Genomic DNA, 17,036 nt, shown 5'->3' on the forward strand with positions numbered 1-17,036 from the left:
ACCTCAAGCATCAATCGTTAAGAAGTATCTAGAATCCTAGCTACTTATGAGGCAGTTGGCAAACTCAATTTGCGGCGAGTTAAAAATTAGTTTTTGTAGCGATCGCTATACGATGATGATTTTTGACAACTAAAGACTTGTTTCTATGCTAGGTTGCCAATTCAAATGTGTGGATTTTGTTAGCTATAGTAATTTTTGTAGCAACTCGTAGTTTTAAGGATAAATTACATCTAAAGTTGACATTGTTATAGACTTTAACAAAGCAAATAAAGCTGTCAAACAAAAAGTATTTTAAAGCTACTGTAAGAAAAATGACATTACCAAAACTTTCTGAATTATACTATGCACTTATTAAGATAAAAAACGATACTAATTCTTCTGAATTAATTGAAGAAGCAGAGTCTATAAATCGAAGTTATTTAGACGACGTTCGCAAATTTAATGATTTGACACAAGAACTAATAAACAATATAGATTCAAATGATTCTGAAAAAATTATCGAATTACTTGTATACTTACGTATATGGACAATGAATATAAATTCTGCTTTTTACAATCTTACTGATGTACTGACTGAAGTTATTATAGCTAATTCGCCAGACGAAATCGAAGATAATAATATTATAGAAATTGAACAAAATAAAGATGATGGTTAGTAATTACTGAAATAATAAATAGTGCTTTTTTGCTCTAACTTTAAGTTTTTTAGCTTGTATGTCGTGCATTAATAATGGTGTCTCAAGTTAAGTTCGCTAACACGTTTGTTCGACTTTAATTATCTAATCTAGTAATTTTTTTGCCGATTCTCTATCTTCGGGATAGGATTTATCTAAAATCATTCGCAACAGAATTTCACGTTAATGAGCTAAATATGTTTTTCTCAATTTAGTTACATTTGTTTTTAGTTTTTTAGACAACTCATCAAAATATTTAACATACGGATGTAAATTAAACTCATTGTCTCTAGCAATACTTTACAGATCTAGATACATACCATAACAAATTGGTCGATTGTTTACCATTGGACAATGAACTCATCTTGCCAGAGCATTATTGCTATAAGCTGCAACATTAGATATTAGGCAACGGTAAGTTTTATAGTTGTTTATTTCTAAAGATAAAAATCTTTTTGGCACGGCATTCATAGTTGTATTGTTACTCTTTTAAAAGCAAGTAGTATAGCTTGCCAGTACCATTAAGTCTTCCCGCACGTTCGCCAGCGATCGCGCCACTGCCGAGAAAAATATCGACTCTTCCCGCTCCTTTTATCGCGCTCCCCGTATCTTGATCCAATACATATTGACTGGTGGTTTTGGTAGCAATTTCTCCTGTCGGCATAGCTTTAGGTATGGGTGCTACGATTAAAGCTAACGCTCCAGGAGGCATTAAAGATTTATCGGTGGCAATCGTGCGATCGCCAGTTACGGGAACGCCCAAACTACCTGTCGGTGCTGCACCGTTAGTTTCTCTAAAAAAAATAAAGCGGTTATTACGAGGAATATATTTATCTAGTAAATCGGGATGCTCTTTAAAATAATTTATCAGCTTGGGTAAGCTCAATTCTTCTTTAGCAAAAACGCTGTCTTTAACCAGTTCGCCACCGATACTAACGTAGGGATAATCAGTACTGCCGCCATAGCCAACACTCATAATCGTGCCGTCGGTTAGCTGTAGTTTTGCTGCTCCCTGTACCTGCACCAGATAGGCTTCCAGGCGATCGCGCAACCATACTAATTCGTAACCTGCTAAGATGCTGCGAGCGTTACCCAAACCATCTGTGCCTTCTAGTTCGATGCGAGTAGGATGGTTTCCTTCAGCAAGTGTTGGTAAACGATATAGAGGATAGCGATATTCTGCGGTAGGAACTCGACTGGCTTTAAATAATGGCTCAAAATAACCCGTAAACTCTACAGTGCCAAGACGATCTTTACCAATAGATTGATATAAAACAAATTCAGCTTCTACGGCTTGCGCCAAGTCCGCTGGTGAATTGCTAGTTAAAAGTAGTTGGCGAAAACGAACCAGCGACCGCCTCACTCTTGCCAAATCAAATTTCGATTGTGATTGATGGTAATCTTTAGCTGCTTTGGGCGTACTTAAATAGTAGAGGCTATTATCGATTGCCTGTTTCAGATTGTTGCGGCTAACCTCGTTCCACTTATTATCTAATAAGCCATTATCTCGAACTAGAGAACAACGCTCGCTTTCGCAATCTGAGGACAGCCGTTCGTCTAGTCCGAGTTTTACTTCATCAAACCGTACCGCTTTTAAAGGAGCAGCCGTTGCTATCGAACTGAAAAAAACAGTCGCGACTACGCTGATACTAGAAATTTTAATCGCAAGTGAATTTTTCATAATCCGATCGATAACTTTTGGTGTTTTGTCTATTTAATTAATGAAAGGTAAATAATTGGTAATGGACAATATCTTCCCTGCTTATCTCAACCCATCAGTTAAATATGACAGACCAATAGTTTACTCGACAGTATGTCCCGATGCCACAACTACCTGTTTGATTGAAGATTCAGAAGCTTCTGTGTTTACTTTTACCTGTTTGGTATCGAGATCGATATCTACTTTAGCCTGTGGTTCTTCAGTAACAATTGCCTTAGTAACCGTATCTACACAACCTTCGCACACCATACTAGGAACTTTAAAATTAATTTCAGCCATAGTTTAGAATTCTCACTTAATAAGTTTGTCAAATAATTTAATTATCGGCACTCCAAATCAACCACCTTTCTAAATTTTCTTTAAGGTAGTCAATAACAATTCGAGTTTAAACTCTGTCGTTAGCTATTTTAAGCTATTACAGCCGATTTTAATCCTAGTTTGTCAATCAACCTTTCAATATCAAAGTGTTTTTCCATTAACTCTCGAACCCGCTGCACTTTTATTGGTTCTTGGATGGGAACCGTACCAAAGGAGCGATCGACAACTTCAACTGTAGTTAGGGTGTCGGTATTTACAGACAAAACTGGCACCTGTAGATCCTCTGCACGACTAAGAATCAAAGACTGAGGCGGAGTGCGCCCTGTTAAAATCAAACAGTGTGTCGAAGTTTCTAAAGCCGCCAACTGTAGTTCGGTGCGATCGCCACCTGTAATTACCGCCATGTTTTCTCGCTGACGGAAAAATTCTAGAGCCGAGTTGACGTTCATGGCACCAATGCTCAGACTTTCTACCAGCCAATTTAAATGGCTGTGACAACAGAGTACTTTAGCATCGAGCCTGCGAGCCAACTCACCTACGCTTACCGCTCTAAGTAAATTATCTTGTGGAATGATGCCCAATACGGGAATATCCTGACGTTCTAAAAAAGGTTTTATTGTTTCTCTAACCGACTGTAGTTCGGAGACAGGAACACCAGCGATCGATACTCCAATCAGGCGATCGCCTAAAAATTTCTTAGCAGTCAACAAACTACTAACTAAAGATAGAGAATTGTAGCGAGCCACCAATAGAATCGAGGCATCTACCGCCTCGGCGATTTCTGACACCGAAAGATTAAACAAACTACCTTGCGATAGATCTTTAGCACCTTCTAATAAGATCAAATCACTATCAGTTTGTCCGATACGCTCTTGGATAGTAGCCGCATAATTTTGGGTGTCTTCACCTTTTAAACGCCGCTCGCTCGTTTCGCGATCGAGAGATAATAACGGCGGACAAACGCGATCGTCTGATAGTCCTAATGTAGTCGATAAAAAATTTAGATCTTCTTCGACAATTTCTCCCGACTGTTCGCTCACATACGTTCCCAATGGTTTGCCATAAGCGATCTTTATTTGATGTTCGAGAAAAAGATGAGTCAAACCAAGTATGGTTGTTGATTTACCACTATGTTCTTCAGTCGAACCCACCAACAAATATTTGGCATCTGCCACGTTTAGACTCCTTAATCTTTGATTTATTTCTATTCAAAGCGTAGCAGTTTTCGATAAAAGCCTCTGGGAAAATCCGTACACTTAGAGCTTTGAAAGTCAACAATGACATCAATTAAGTAATCGATAAACTCTGAATTAGACAGAGTAACTTCATAGCTTAATTCTGCCTGCCCGTCAAACTGAAGCCGACAGCGAGTTAATTCTGAGGGTAGTTTGGATACATACCAACTGGCAACAAAGGGTATGCTTTCTCCACCTTCTATGTTTCGATCTCCTTCTAAACTTCCCTGTTGATAGAGTGCAATTGCTTGAGGCAGCAAACTATGTTTATTTTTTGCATAGTAAGGTATATACAGGATCGTCTCTGCACGACTGGCAGGCTTTAACTGTTCGAGCGTAGGCATAAATAAAAATAAGTAATTAAATTTAGCAAATATTTAATATTTAACTTCCTACGTTATAACATCAGTTTTTTAGTGTTGCTCATTGCTCATTGCTCATTGAAAAGTTGCTCATTGATAACTTCTACCGCGCCACTTGGTAGGAGTTTGCCAACAAGAGAGAACTATTCGCCAGACGGCTAAAGGATCTGCAAGGGGAGATAGCCAAAAGCTTAATGAAGCTGGAGAAAATAGCGATAGTCCTGAATATGAAGGCGCGATCGCAATTAGCATTCCCCACCGCAATAACAGTAAAAATACATTTAGGCTTAATAAAAAGATCGCGGGTAGACTAAAATATCCTGCTGACAATAAATAAATGCCGAGCGCACAGATAAATAAAGGCAATCCTTGAACGCAGACAAGAAAAGCTACATCTCCCCAAACCTGAGCGGTAGAAGCTGCGTCTTTGAGATCGAGCGATCGCCCCCACTCCTGCCAGGTTTCAGACATTCCCTCATACATCCTGACTTTGATTACTTTGGCACCGTCTAGAAACCCAACTTTATAGCCTGCTGCGGCAATGTTGCGGGCTAAAGTTACATCGTCACAAAACGAACTTGCTGCCGTCGTATAACCATTTAATGCTTCTAATACCTCACGACGACAAAAAAAACACTGTCCGTTTGCCATTACTCGTTGGGGACTGGCTGCACTGACACCAGCAGAATCAAAACGATAGAGCAATGTCATTAGTAACGCAGGTTGCAGCCACCATTCTCCTGAGTATTGCAAAATAAACTGGGGTGCAAGGGAGATAAGATCGAACCCTTCAGTTTCCGCGACGGCAATCAAACTGGGGACTAAGCCTGGCTGTGGTTGGGTATCGGCATCTATACCCAAAATCCACTCGCTCTTGGGCGAACTATGTAAATACCCCGTGTGTAAAGCCCAGGGACGACCGATCCAGCCTTGAGGCAGGGGGGGATCGGTTATTAACTGAAATCTGGGATCTTGAGACGCAGTGGCTTTGACAATGTCTTGAGTTCCATCTTGAGAGTTACTATCGACGACGATGGCTTCTCGCAGTTCGTAGCTTTGAGAACTCAAGCCTTCCAGGCAGGGAGAAATTCGAGCGGCTTCATTGAGAGTGGGAACGATCGCGCTTACCTTACCGATTATGTTGGGGTTAGCTGTTTTAGGTTTTAGAGGAGAACGACGGAACGCACCTTTTAGCAAACGGGATAATAAAATTAAAGTTGCTACTCCCTGAGACAGTAACAGTCCCAGAGAAACAACATCTAAGATAGGAAAATTCACAAATTACTCCCAACGGAGACTAGCGGTAGCTAATTCTTTGGTTTGAGGTGTAGAACGATTGCTAGCCATTACATATAAAATCAGTAACGGCAAGATTCCCAAAATAAATCCTAAAGAGATTGGTAGATAAATACCTGCTGCCAAACTTAAAATAGCACCAAAAGCAAAGTTAGCTAGATATATAGATAGGGGTAGTGTTAGATGGTTTTGAGGTAAGCTTGTAGGTTTAATTTTCCACAAGTAAGCAGCAACAGTCATAAACAGAATGCCAGTACCCAACCAACCTGCAAAGTTTTGATAGGGCATACCATAAAACGCTCCTGGTTGTTCCCAAATCCAGAAAGGAATGGCTGTTTGGCTCATTGCTGGATCGAGTACAAAATCCCAGGAGGTAAGGCACAAAGCACCGATCGCGATCGCGCCAAATTGTCGCCATCCCTCATTAATATCTATAGTTGCCAAGCCAGCACGGGCGATGATATAGGCACTAAAACCAACATAAAACCAGGATAGGGGAATGGTAAAGGGAACTAAACCCGCAATTTTGTAACCCAATCCACTGAGATAACGATAATGTCCGAAAGGAAAACCAGTGCTAGTACCTAAAAGTTCGCTACCCAAAGATAGCGCGATCGCGGGAATCATAAAGCTTAAAAGATGCCACTTGCCTAAAGTACGATAGCCATAAACTGAGATCGCTGCCGTTCCTAAAAGCATATAAGCTACACCACCGCCAGCCATCGACCAGCCAAAAATGGTTTGTCCCCATTCAAATTGAGACAGTCGAGCGAGAAAATCGGGATTGGGTAAGACTAAAATAATTCCTGCCAAGCCAAAAGCCATAGATAAAATATGACCGATTAGGAAATAGCGTTCGGCACTAAACAATTGTTTCATTACTAAATAAAGTGGATCGAAATTAGTTCTTTATTAGTTTACAAATATTAATTAATTTAGTGTTAGCTTTCACTGAAGAGTTTTTGAGCGATCGTGTCAACCGCAAATAGCATTCGATATCGTCATAATCGCCATATTCTCCTAGTTTAGGAGGTTTAAAGGATTTTGCGCGATCGCCTGTTGACTTACAACAATCGGATTTAGTATGAGTTTAGTTTTTATCTTTCGCTTTATTTAATAATCGTGTCTGAAACTTTAATTGTCGGTATTGAAAAAGTAATTACTTCGTTGCGCCAGTTAGTTCAGTTGGATATACAGCATCACTGGTATTTTCTTGCCGAGACAGGAATTCAAAACAACTTCGATACAGTAAATTTAGAAAACGCTCGCTCGGTATTACCGAATGAAAAAGGCTACCTTATTTTTTCTCAAGGCAAGCAAACCGTATGGTTACAGCAAAAGATTACTATTCCCCAAACAATAGCAGGCTATCCGCTAGCGGGATTGAGTTTGAGGCTGGTACTAACTTGGTGGGCAGAAGATGCTCAAATATTTGTCAATGGCGAACTAAAACAACAGGGAGATTTATTTGATTCTTCCGCTCGCATTTTGCTTACTGACAATGCTATAGTCAACAATGAATATAAGATCGCCATTCGTTTGCTTACTCCCCAGCACGACATTGGGGCATTAATGCGATCGCACTTAATTTACGAACGAGTTAATAACCTCGATCCTGGTTTAGTTGCAGACGAACTTGCCGTCTTACTTAAATATACGCTTGAGTTTGAACCAGATAACCTGGAAATATTAGCGACAGAGATAAATAAGCTCGACTGGAACAATATTACCAATGCCGACAGGTTCGATCGCGATTTAGCAGCTTTACGACAGCGACTATTGCCGTTAGCGAAAAATATTAAGCAACGCCGTTTTAATCTACTAGGTCACGCCCATCTAGATATGGCTTGGCTATGGACTACTGCCGAAACCTACGAAGTGGCTCAGCGTACTTTTAATTCTGTCTTGGACTTACAACAAAATTATCCTCATCTTACCTTTGGACATACTACCCCTGCCTTATACGAATGGCTAGAACATCATCGTCCCGAACTGTTTAAGGCTGTTCGAGATGCAGTCAAACAGGGAAAATGGGAAGTGTTGGGGGGAATGTGGGTAGAACCAGAACTAAATTTGGTTAGTGGCGAGTCTTTAATCAGGCAATTACTTTACGGGCAGAAATATTTTAAAGATAAGTTTGGGGATATTACTAGAGTTGCCTGGCTACCAGATAGCTTTGGCTTTACTTGGCAACTACCACAAATTTTTCAGCAAAGCGGTATCGATTATTTTGTTACGGGAAAACTGCACTGGAATGATACTAATAAGTTCCCTTTGGGATGTTTTTGGTGGGAGTCTCCCGACGGGACGAGGTTACTTACGCTTATGTCTCCGCCAAATGTTACTGGCGTGATGGATACTAACCCTATGGTTATGAGCGACTATGCTGTTGAGTGGGAATGCCAGACTGGTTTGCAGGAGATCTTTTGGCTACCTGGAGTCGGCGATCATGGCGGAGGACCGACTAAAGATATGCTGGATGTAGCGGCAAAGTGGGATGAGTCACCATTTTTTCCCGAAATTAAATTTACTACTGCCAGTGAATATTTGGCAAAAATTAATCGGAATGCTGACAAGCTTCCTCTATGGCAAGATGAGCTATATCTAGAACTGCATCGCGGTTGCTATACTACCCATGCCGATCAGAAGAAGTTCAATCGTTACTGTGAAACCTTACTGTATGAGGCGGAGTTGTGGGCAACTATAGCTAATTTGGTAAATCCTGACTGGTTCGCAAGGCAAGCAATATTTTCCATTATGTATAATACAGTTGAAAAAACTTCTTGTCAAGGTTGGCAGCAACATCTAGAAACCGCCTGGAAAAAAGTCTTATTCAATCAATTTCACGATATCTTACCAGGCACATCTATTCCCGAAGTCTTTACCGAAGCTAATAAAGATTGGGAAACGGCAATAGAAATTGGTGAAAATACCTTGTCAGCAGCTTTAAAAGCAGTTGCCGAATGTATTGCCTTACCTTCTCCACCATACCCTGATGGCAAACCGCTAGTAATTTTTAATTCTCTAAACTGGAAGCGTTCTGAAATTGTAGAAATAGAAACCAGTAAAAATTGCCAAGTGTACGATTATGAAGGAAATAAATTGCGATCGCAATTTATCGACGGCAACAAATTATTATTTTTAGCTAAAGATATTCCTTCCGTTGGCTATCGACTTTTTTGGTTAGTAGATGCCAAAGAAAAAAAAACGGAAACTAATTTAGATATTAATTTAGATTACAGATTAGAAAACGAATATCTAAAGGTGGCTGTAAATTCTCAGACTGGAGATTTAGACAGTACTTACGACAAGGTTAACCAAAGAGAAATATTAAGCGGTGCGGGAAATAAACTACAGGCATTTACAGATAAAGGACAATATTGGGATGCGTGGAATATCGACCCTGATTACGAGCAATATCCCTTGCCCAATGCAAAATTAGAATCGATTCAATGGCTGGATCAAGGCAAATTACAGCAGCGTATTCGAGTAATTAAAACTTTAGGCAAATCGCAATTTGTTCAAGACTACATACTGCAAATAAACTCGCCAATTTTAAAAATAACTAACTATGTAGACTGGCAGGAAACTAATGTTGTCGTCAAAACTGCTTTTCCTTTAAACATAGAAAGCGATCGCTTTACGCGAGAAATTGCCTGTGGCGCGATCGAGCATCCTACCAAGCCAGAAACAGAACTAGAAAAGGCTAAGTGGGAAGTTGCTGCTTTGAAGTGGGTCGATTTAACAGATAATAGTAGCGAATATGGAGTTAGTCTACTCAACGATTGCAAACACGGTCACGATTTTAACTCCAACCGAATACGTCTAACTTTATTGCGTTCTCCTTTATGGCCCGACCCTACTTGCGATCGAAGCAAACATCAGTTTACTTACGCTATTTATCCCCATCAAAACGACTGGCGCGAGGCTAAAACCGTACAAAAAAGCTATGAATTAAATGTGCCGTTGCAAAAAATATTTATAGATAATAACAAACACAAAGCTCGCTTGGATAAAAAACAATTATTTGTCGCAAAAAGTTTTCTAAATCTATCAGCAGAAAATTTAATTTTGACTGCGTTGAAGCCTAATGAAAGAAATACCAGAGAAGTAGTGATTCGCTTTTATGAGTGTTGCGGTAAAACAGCAAAGTTATCTCTACAAAATGAACTTGAGTTAAATTTTGACTGTCGAACTAATATTTTAGAAGAAGTTATTGAAGATTCTAACAAAGCGCGAGAAGTAGTCGTCATTCCTTGGCAGATAATGACTTTCAAGACTGTAAAATCTTTTTATAATTATTAGTTTGCGTGGGGTCTTTAGAGTAGAATTGATTGAATCAGCGATAGAGTTGAAATAAGAAATAGAAAGTTAAATTCATACTATGACTCAACTAGACATAACTCAAGCTAAGGCAAATATATCAAAGGTTCTAGACCTAGCCATTAAAGGCAAAGAAATTATAATTACCCAAGATAACAAGCCAGTAGCCAAGATCTCGCCCATACCCTTGGTATTACGTCCCTTAAAAAGAGGTAGTGCTAAAGGTAAAGTTTGGATGAGTAGCGATTTTGATGAACCTTTAGAAGATTTTCAGGAATATATGGAATGAAACTTCTGTTAGATACACATACATTTCTGTGGTTCGTAAATGATAATCCCAAACTCAGTAACCGCCTCAAAGATCTAATTGAAGATAAAAACAATGTAAGTTATTTAAGTATTGCTAGCCTTTGGGAAATGTCGATTAAATATAATTTAGGTAAACTAACATTAGATCCCAACTATAAAGAATTTGTAGAGAGAGAAGTAACTACAAGCGTTATACAGTTACTCAATATTGAATTAGAGCATTTAAGAATTAATGCTACGCTTCCTTTCCACCACAGAGATCCCTTTGACCGTCTCATTATTGCTCAATCCATAATAGAGGAAATACCTATCGTAACTATAGACATAGCCTTTGATAAGTATTCTACAACTCTAATCAATAGTTAGATTGACAAACGGTCAGAGCAAGCTCCGTCTTTCTTTACTTTTAATTCAACATTTCTGATATTAACTAATAATTTTCCCTGGCTGACATACAATCTTAAACTGTAATAAAAACCGTTTTATAAACTCGATGAAGATCGTTAAAACTAATATTCCCGACGTGTTGATTATCGAGCCAAAAGTATTTGGCGACGATCGCGGCTTCTTTTTTGAGAGTTTCAACCAACAGGCTTTTGAAGAACAAACTGGAGTAAAAACACAGTTCGTGCAAGATAACCATTCGCGTTCTGCTAAAAATGTTCTACGGGGTTTGCACTATCAGATTCAACAAACTCAGGGTAAGTTAGTCAGGGCTATTGTGGGAGAAATTTTTGATGTCGCAGTAGATATTAGGAAAAGCTCTCCGACTTTTGGACAGTGGACTGGTTGTCTGTTAAGTGCGGAAAATAAACGACAAATTTGGGTACCAGAAGGCTTTGCTCATGGATTTGTGGTGCTGTCGGATACCGCAGAGTGCCTTTATAAAACTACCGATTATTATGCACCCCAACACGAACGCTCGATACTGTGGAACGATCCCGAAATTGGTATTGATTGGCAAATAAATGAAAAGCCGTTACTATCGGCAAAAGATGAAGCCGCCAAACCTCTAAGTGAAGCCGAGGTATTTACATGAGTAAAATTTTACTAACGGGTATTACAGGACAAGTTGGTGTCGAATTACAGCAGACTTTGACTGCATTAGGTGAAGTAGTTGGAGTCGATCGCGCCACTTTAGATTTAACTCAACCAGAACAAATAAAAGAAGCGATCGCAATAATTAAGCCAGATATTATTGTCAATGCCGCAGCATATACGGCGGTAGACAAAGCCGAAACCGAAACCGATTTGGCGATGGCAATTAACGCTACCGCACCAAAAACCATGGCGGCAGAGGCACAAAAAATCGGCGCGACGATGGTGCATATCTCAACCGATTATGTCTTTGATGGTAAAAATCATACTCCCTATACCGAAACCGATACCACCAATCCTTTGGGTGCTTATGGAAAGTCAAAACTATTAGGAGAAACAGGAGTTAGAGAAGCCTGCGATCGCCATATTATTTTACGTACCGCCTGGGTATATGGTTCTTACGGACATGGCAACTTTGTCAAGACCATGTTAAGACTGGGTGCAGATAGAGAAGAACTCAGGGTAGTTGCCGACCAAATTGGCAGTCCTACCTGGTCTTACGACATAGCTTATATTATTACTTCTTTGCTATCCAAACTTACAAACATTCCTTCTGGAACTTATCACTATACCAACAGTGGCGTAGCTAGCTGGTACGATTTGGCGGTGGCGATCTTTAACGAAGGTGAAAAGTTGGGTTTTCCTTTAAAAGTAAAGCGAGTCTTGCCAATTACTACCGCAGACTATCCCACCCCCGCACAGCGTCCAGCCTACTCCGTACTGGCAAAAACTAAAATAACTCAGGCGTTAGATATCTATCCCCCTCACTGGCGGGAGTCTTTGCGACAGATGTTAGCTCAATGGTACTCTTTAACCTAATGTAAACAAGATGAAAGCAATTATTCTCTCTGGCGGTAAAGGTACTCGTTTGCGTCCTCTTACCTATACTGGTGCCAAACAACTAGTTCCCGTAGCCAACAAGCCAATTCTCTGGTACGGTATTGAATCGATTGTCGCCGCAGGAATTACCGAAATTGGTATTATTATCAGTCCCGAAACGGGAGGAGAAGTTAAAGCCAAAACTGGCAACGGCGATCGCTTCGGTGCGAGAATTACCTATATCATGCAAGATAAACCTTTAGGTCTGGCACACGCAGTTAAAGTAGCACAGCCGTTTTTAGGAGATTCTCCTTTTGTAATGTATCTGGGAGATAACTTGGTTGAAAGCCAGTTAGATATGTTTCTCAGTAAATTTCAATCTCAACAGCTAGACGCGCTGACCTTGTTGTGCGAGGTAGAAAACCCTACAGCCTTTGGTGTGGCAAAGGTAGACGCGCAGGGAAGAGTATTGCAGCTAATCGAAAAGCCCAAAAATCCCCCTTCTAATTTGGCACTGGTAGGAGTATATTTGTTTTCTGCGGAAATTCATCAGGCGATCGCCAACATCCAGCCATCCGCCAGAGGGGAACTAGAAATTACCGATGCCATTCAGTATTTAATCGATCGTCAGCAAAACGTACAGTCTTTTCAGCTAAAAGGCTGGTGGTTGGATACGGGTAAAAAAGATGACCTCTTGGCAGCCAATCAAATTATTTTAGATAGCTGTTCGCAGTTAACCATTGAAGGCGAAATCGATGCTACCAGTAAGGTAAGCGGTAGAGTCCATATCGGTTCTGGTTCGCGCATAATTAATAGTACTATTAGAGGTCCCGTGACCATTGGTAATAACTGTACGATCAAAAACTGTTTTATTGGTCCCTATAGCAGTATTGCTGACGACACTACCTTAGTTGATGCAGATATCGAACACAGCGTAATTCTTCAAGGTGCAAAAGTTGTGGGTATTCAGCAGCGTATTGTCGATAGTCTGATTGGTGCGAGAGCGACTTTACAGGTTGCACCCCAACGACCTAAAGCCATGCGCTTTATGATTGGTGATGATTCGCATATTGAAATTATTTAAGGTATTAGGCTCTAGGCACTGGACACTAGGCACTAGGCGATAAAAAGCAAGTAACTGTAAATTTTTAATTTTTAATTTATTATTATGGACTGGAGCGAAGCAACGTGACTAACGCTAGAGAATCGGTTTCAGAAAGACAACCCCGTAGGATACTAATTACGGGAGGAGCGGGATTTATTGGCTCTAATTTCGTCCATCACTGGTGTAATAATTACAATAGCGATCGCGTGGTGGTTTTAGATGCCCTGACTTATGCGGGCAATCGCCGTAATCTTGCCAGTCTAGAAGATAGAGATAATTTTAAATTTGTTAAAGGAGATATTTGCGATCGCGCTTTAGTAGATGAGTTGCTAGCGACAGAAGATATAGATACGATGGCTCACTTTGCTGCCGAATCTCATGTAGACCGCTCGATTTTAGGTCCTGGAGCATTCGTGCAAACTAATGTGGTGGGCACTTTTACTCTCCTCGAAGCTTTTCGCCAGCGATGGTTGCAAAGAGATAAACCTCAGAGCGATCGCTTTTTGCACGTATCTACCGATGAAGTATACGGTAGTCTCGGCGCAAACGATCCTGCTTTTACTGAAACCACTCCTTATACCCCAAACAGCCCCTATTCGGCTTCTAAAGCAGGCAGCGATCATTTAGCCAGGGCATACTATCATACCTACGGGATGCCGACTATTATTACCAACTGCTCTAATAATTACGGTCCCTATCACTTTCCCGAAAAGCTGATTCCTTTAATGTGCATCAATATTTTGCTCGGTAAACCCCTTCCAGTTTACGGGGACGGACAAAATATTCGCGATTGGCTTTATGTAGGAGATCACTGTCGCGCTTTAGATGTGGTCATTCACCAAGGAAAGCCAGGAGAAACTTATAACGTTGGTGGTAATAACGAAGTTAAAAATATCGATCTGGTACGCCAAATTTGCCAGTTAATGGACGAATTAGCCCCCGATTTACCTATAAGTCCAGCAGAAAAACTAATTACCTTTGTTAAAGATCGCCCAGGACACGATCGCCGCTATGCTATAAATGCCAGTAAAATTAAAACCGAATTAGGCTGGAGTCCACAAGAAACGGTAACAGGAGGTTTGCGGCAGACGGTTAAATGGTATCTCGAACATCGCGATTGGTGGCAACCATTACTGTCTGAAGAATATCAGCATTACTACCAGCAGGTTTATTCTTAAATAAAAGTTATAGTCGTTTTAATTGATTTTTGTACCTTCTCTCGCTATGGGTTCGAGGAATTAGGAACTGAGGATTGGGGATTAGGGAGAGTTCATTCAAAATTTATTCCTACAATTCTTATTTGAAATTACTACATTTAAAAATTAGGGACATTATCCACGGTAATAACAAAGGTTTGGTTGAAGTTGCATAGATCGTATTTGCACCCTGCTTCCGATTCCGCAGCAGCGAGTAGGTAACTGTCTGTATCTTGAGCGGTGAATTCTGACCAGATACTGGTTACGCTATTTATTGTATCGATTTATTGTTTCTTGTGTTAAATCATGAAGATGACTGCTGACGAATTCTTTACTCGGTATGCTGCTGGAGAAAGAGACTTCTTCGGAATTGAACTCACTGATGCGGACTTGAGTAGGGCTACTGGATGGGAAAAGAACAATCCCATTGGACAAACCATCACTGGAACGGTTTTGGGAGAAGGAGATCTCAGTGGGACTAACTTCAGTGCTAACGATATGCGAGCCTGTAATTTTAGTCGCTCCAAAATGGTTAGATGCCAGTTTACTCTTGCTAACTTGACCAAAACTCGTTTTGTTGGTGCCGATTTGAAAGATTCCGAGTTTATTGGAGCCAAGTTGATCCGAGCCGATCTTAGAGAAGCCGCTCTCAGAGGGGTTAATATGACTGGGGTTGATTTGACGGGAGCCGATATGACTGGAGCTAACGATGAAGGGGCTTGGTACGAAAGTGCTTTCTTTTGTGACACTACTTTGCCCGATGGAACTTTCTTGGAAGGACCCCATCCTGTTGAAGACTGAGCTATTTATACTATCATTTTCAGTACTTAGAGCGATCTCGCCTTTGTAAGGTGGGCAAATAATAATCAGAATTAATTAGCATTTCAGGAATAACTCATTGCCCACCAAATCAACCAATCATCTTAAATAAAGGCTTATGGCTTATGGCTTATAGCTTATAGCTAACCGAAGGTTAAAGCACATAGAGGAATTGTACTGCCGTCGCCTAAAACGGCAACCAAATTTAACTCTGTTGCAGCAGGAATACCGGCAACCATTAGGGGAAATTCAAAACCACTATTGGCAGCTTGAGGAATATCTGGATACTGTTGAGTAACTATAGGAGTGGGAAGATTGGCAGCAACTTCTAGCAAAGTTTGCTCTCCATAAGTAACTTTTACTCCTTCGACTGCATTTCTTTTGCCTAATACCCAGCCACGAACGATTATCGAACCAGCCGTAGCCAAAGTTTGGGATTGGGGAGAGCTAATACCAAACCCCCACAGACTATTAAATTCCTGCTTGGGCAAAGTCTTTTTAATCTCTAATACTTCTACAGAAGTATCAATTTGTTGCAGCCAATCTTGGGATTTGGCTAAATCTGAAGTAGTTTGTTGGAGTTTGCTATAAGATCGCTCTAGCTGTTGTTTTGTCGCCGACAAGCTTTCCTGGCAGCTACGGTTTTCATCCTGGATCTTCTTGAGTTGAAATTGAGTTTCTCCTAACTCCGTTTGTAGTCCTTGGCTAATTTGTAGTTGGGCATTTGCCTGTACTAGCTCTAACTGAGTTCGCTCTAGCTGACTCTGTATGCTTTTCTTTTGTAATTCTATTTGTTCTGCTTCAGACGTAGCTAATTTTGCCCGTTCGCGATATTTATCTAACGCTCCTCCAGATAGCCAATTAGCAAGTTTTAATCGCCAACTCAAATCTTTACTCCCACGAGATGTTCGATCGCTGCAACTAAATCTTATCTCAAACAATTATCGATGCACAGTATGTCAGAATCTACACGAGGAACTAATAATCAAACATGAGCGATCGCACTTACAATTCAATTCTGCTGTTAGAGCGGGTCGATTTAAAGGCTTCAATTGGTTCGGCACTGTTATTACAAGATATTTCGTTTGCGGTTCAGCCAGGAGAAAAAATTGCGGTTGCAGGTGCTTCGGGAGCGGGTAAAACTTCTTTACTGAGACTTTTAAATCGCCTTAATAGCCCAAATTTGGGAAAAATTTACTTTGAAGATGTGTCTCTAGCCAAAATTTCTCCAGTTCGCTTGCGACAACAAATCGTGCTGGTTCCTCAAGAACCGAAGCTGTTGGGAATGACAGTTAGAGAAACTCTTGTCTATCCTTTAAAACTACAAAAGCTACCTCCAGCAACCATTCAACAGCGATTAGACTTGTGGCAACATCGCTTGCGTCTGCCAGAAGCATGGTTAGATAAAAACGAGCTACAGCTTTCTCAAGGTCAGCGACAGTTAGTTACTATCGCCCGTGCTTTAATGATGCAGCCAAAAATCCTGTTATTAGACGAACCAACTTCAGCCTTAGACCTCGGTTTGGCAGATCGCTTATTAAATGTTCTTAATGAGTTAAATCGTAGCGATCGCACCACTATATTTATGGTCAACCATCAACTAGAACTAATGCACAATTTTTGCGATCGCATACTACATCTGTCTACTGGACGATTAACAACCGATATCACGGCTTCTGCCGATGCTTGGTCGAAATTGCAGCAGCAAATTTTACAGACGCAGAGACAAAATACCGAAGAATGGAGTTAATTTTGTGGTTCT

General features: G+C 40.5%; 17 protein-coding genes. 10 read left to right on the forward strand and 7 right to left on the reverse strand.

Annotated features, from left to right (window positions below):
• The first annotated feature begins 311 nt into the window (after positions 1 to 311).
• Entirely contained in the window at positions 312 to 656 is a 345-nt protein-coding gene (locus tag KV40_RS04075) for a hypothetical protein (RefSeq protein ID WP_036478295.1), read from the forward strand.
• 499 nt (positions 657 to 1,155) lie between these two features.
• Here KV40_RS04075 and KV40_RS04080 read toward each other — a convergent pair whose 3' ends face one another.
• The 6 genes from KV40_RS04080 to cruF all read right to left on the reverse strand — a co-directional run bounded on the left by KV40_RS04080 (position 1,156) and on the right by cruF (position 6,484).
• Positions 1,156 to 2,355, reverse strand: coding sequence for a murein transglycosylase A (locus KV40_RS04080; RefSeq protein WP_036478296.1), 1,200 nt, complete (start codon positions 2,353 to 2,355; stop codon positions 1,156 to 1,158).
• A 120-nt stretch (positions 2,356 to 2,475) separates the two neighbouring features.
• Positions 2,476 to 2,673 (reverse strand): heavy-metal-associated domain-containing protein, encoded by a 198-nt coding sequence (locus KV40_RS04085; RefSeq protein ID WP_036478297.1) that lies wholly within the window; start codon positions 2,671 to 2,673, stop codon positions 2,476 to 2,478.
• A 128-nt stretch (positions 2,674 to 2,801) separates the two neighbouring features.
• Positions 2,802 to 3,887 (reverse strand): phosphotransacetylase family protein, encoded by a 1,086-nt coding sequence (locus tag KV40_RS04090; protein ID WP_036478298.1) that lies wholly within the window; start codon positions 3,885 to 3,887, stop codon positions 2,802 to 2,804.
• 29 nt (positions 3,888 to 3,916) lie between these two features.
• Complete coding sequence (gene ebsA, locus KV40_RS04095; RefSeq protein ID WP_036478299.1) at positions 3,917 to 4,291, reverse strand: type IV pilus biogenesis protein EbsA; 375 nt, start codon at positions 4,289 to 4,291, stop codon at positions 3,917 to 3,919.
• A gap of 108 nt (positions 4,292 to 4,399) precedes the next feature.
• Positions 4,400 to 5,587 carry a 2'-O-glycosyltransferase CruG gene (gene cruG, locus KV40_RS04100; protein WP_036478300.1) on the reverse strand — a complete coding sequence of 396 codons (1,188 nt, stop codon included), beginning with the start codon at positions 5,585 to 5,587 and terminating at the stop codon, positions 4,400 to 4,402.
• A gap of 3 nt (positions 5,588 to 5,590) precedes the next feature.
• Positions 5,591 to 6,484, reverse strand: coding sequence for a gamma-carotene 1'-hydroxylase CruF (cruF, locus tag KV40_RS04105; RefSeq protein WP_036478301.1), 894 nt, complete (start codon positions 6,482 to 6,484; stop codon positions 5,591 to 5,593).
• Between the two features lie 243 nt (positions 6,485 to 6,727).
• Between cruF and KV40_RS04110 the strand changes: the two genes are divergently transcribed.
• From KV40_RS04110 to KV40_RS04145, 8 genes are all read left to right on the forward strand, one after another.
• The gene (locus KV40_RS04110; protein ID WP_081942751.1) at positions 6,728 to 9,910 is read left to right on the forward strand and encodes an alpha-mannosidase; all 3,183 of its coding nucleotides are present in this window, start codon (positions 6,728 to 6,730) and stop codon (positions 9,908 to 9,910) included.
• Positions 9,911 to 9,989: 79 nt separating this feature from the next.
• Positions 9,990 to 10,217: a type II toxin-antitoxin system Phd/YefM family antitoxin gene (locus KV40_RS04115; protein WP_036478302.1), complete on the forward strand. Its 228-nt coding sequence runs from the start codon at positions 9,990 to 9,992 to the stop codon at positions 10,215 to 10,217.
• The gene (locus KV40_RS04120) at positions 10,214 to 10,603 is read left to right on the forward strand and encodes a type II toxin-antitoxin system VapC family toxin (RefSeq protein ID WP_036478303.1); all 390 of its coding nucleotides are present in this window, start codon (positions 10,214 to 10,216) and stop codon (positions 10,601 to 10,603) included. Before KV40_RS04115 ends, KV40_RS04120 begins: the two co-directional genes overlap by 4 nt.
• A 127-nt stretch (positions 10,604 to 10,730) precedes the next feature.
• Positions 10,731 to 11,276 (forward strand): dTDP-4-dehydrorhamnose 3,5-epimerase, encoded by a 546-nt coding sequence (gene rfbC / locus KV40_RS04125; protein ID WP_036478304.1) that lies wholly within the window; start codon positions 10,731 to 10,733, stop codon positions 11,274 to 11,276.
• Entirely contained in the window at positions 11,273 to 12,154 is an 882-nt protein-coding gene (rfbD, locus tag KV40_RS04130) for a dTDP-4-dehydrorhamnose reductase (protein ID WP_036478305.1), read from the forward strand. Before rfbC ends, rfbD begins: the two co-directional genes overlap by 4 nt.
• Before the next feature lie 10 nt (positions 12,155 to 12,164).
• The gene (locus KV40_RS04135) at positions 12,165 to 13,238 is read left to right on the forward strand and encodes a glucose-1-phosphate thymidylyltransferase (RefSeq protein WP_036478306.1); all 1,074 of its coding nucleotides are present in this window, start codon (positions 12,165 to 12,167) and stop codon (positions 13,236 to 13,238) included.
• 104 nt (positions 13,239 to 13,342) lie between these two features.
• The gene (rfbB, locus tag KV40_RS04140; protein ID WP_036478307.1) at positions 13,343 to 14,437 is read left to right on the forward strand and encodes a dTDP-glucose 4,6-dehydratase; all 1,095 of its coding nucleotides are present in this window, start codon (positions 13,343 to 13,345) and stop codon (positions 14,435 to 14,437) included.
• A 330-nt stretch (positions 14,438 to 14,767) separates the two neighbouring features.
• Positions 14,768 to 15,256, forward strand: a complete 489-nt coding sequence (locus KV40_RS04145) for a pentapeptide repeat-containing protein (RefSeq protein WP_036478308.1) — start codon at positions 14,768 to 14,770, stop codon at positions 15,254 to 15,256.
• A gap of 161 nt (positions 15,257 to 15,417) precedes the next feature.
• Here KV40_RS04145 and KV40_RS04150 read toward each other — a convergent pair whose 3' ends face one another.
• Positions 15,418 to 16,161, reverse strand: a complete 744-nt coding sequence (locus KV40_RS04150) for a hypothetical protein (protein ID WP_036478309.1) — start codon at positions 16,159 to 16,161, stop codon at positions 15,418 to 15,420.
• A 104-nt stretch (positions 16,162 to 16,265) separates the two neighbouring features.
• On the opposite strand from KV40_RS04150, the gene KV40_RS04155 reads away from it, so the two are divergent.
• Entirely contained in the window at positions 16,266 to 17,024 is a 759-nt protein-coding gene (locus KV40_RS04155) for an ATP-binding cassette domain-containing protein (protein ID WP_036478310.1), read from the forward strand.
• Positions 17,025 to 17,036: the final 12 nt, after the last annotated feature.

It is taken from the genome of Myxosarcina sp. GI1, assembly GCF_000756305.1.
GTDB lineage: Bacteria > Cyanobacteriota > Cyanobacteriia > Cyanobacteriales > Xenococcaceae > Myxosarcina.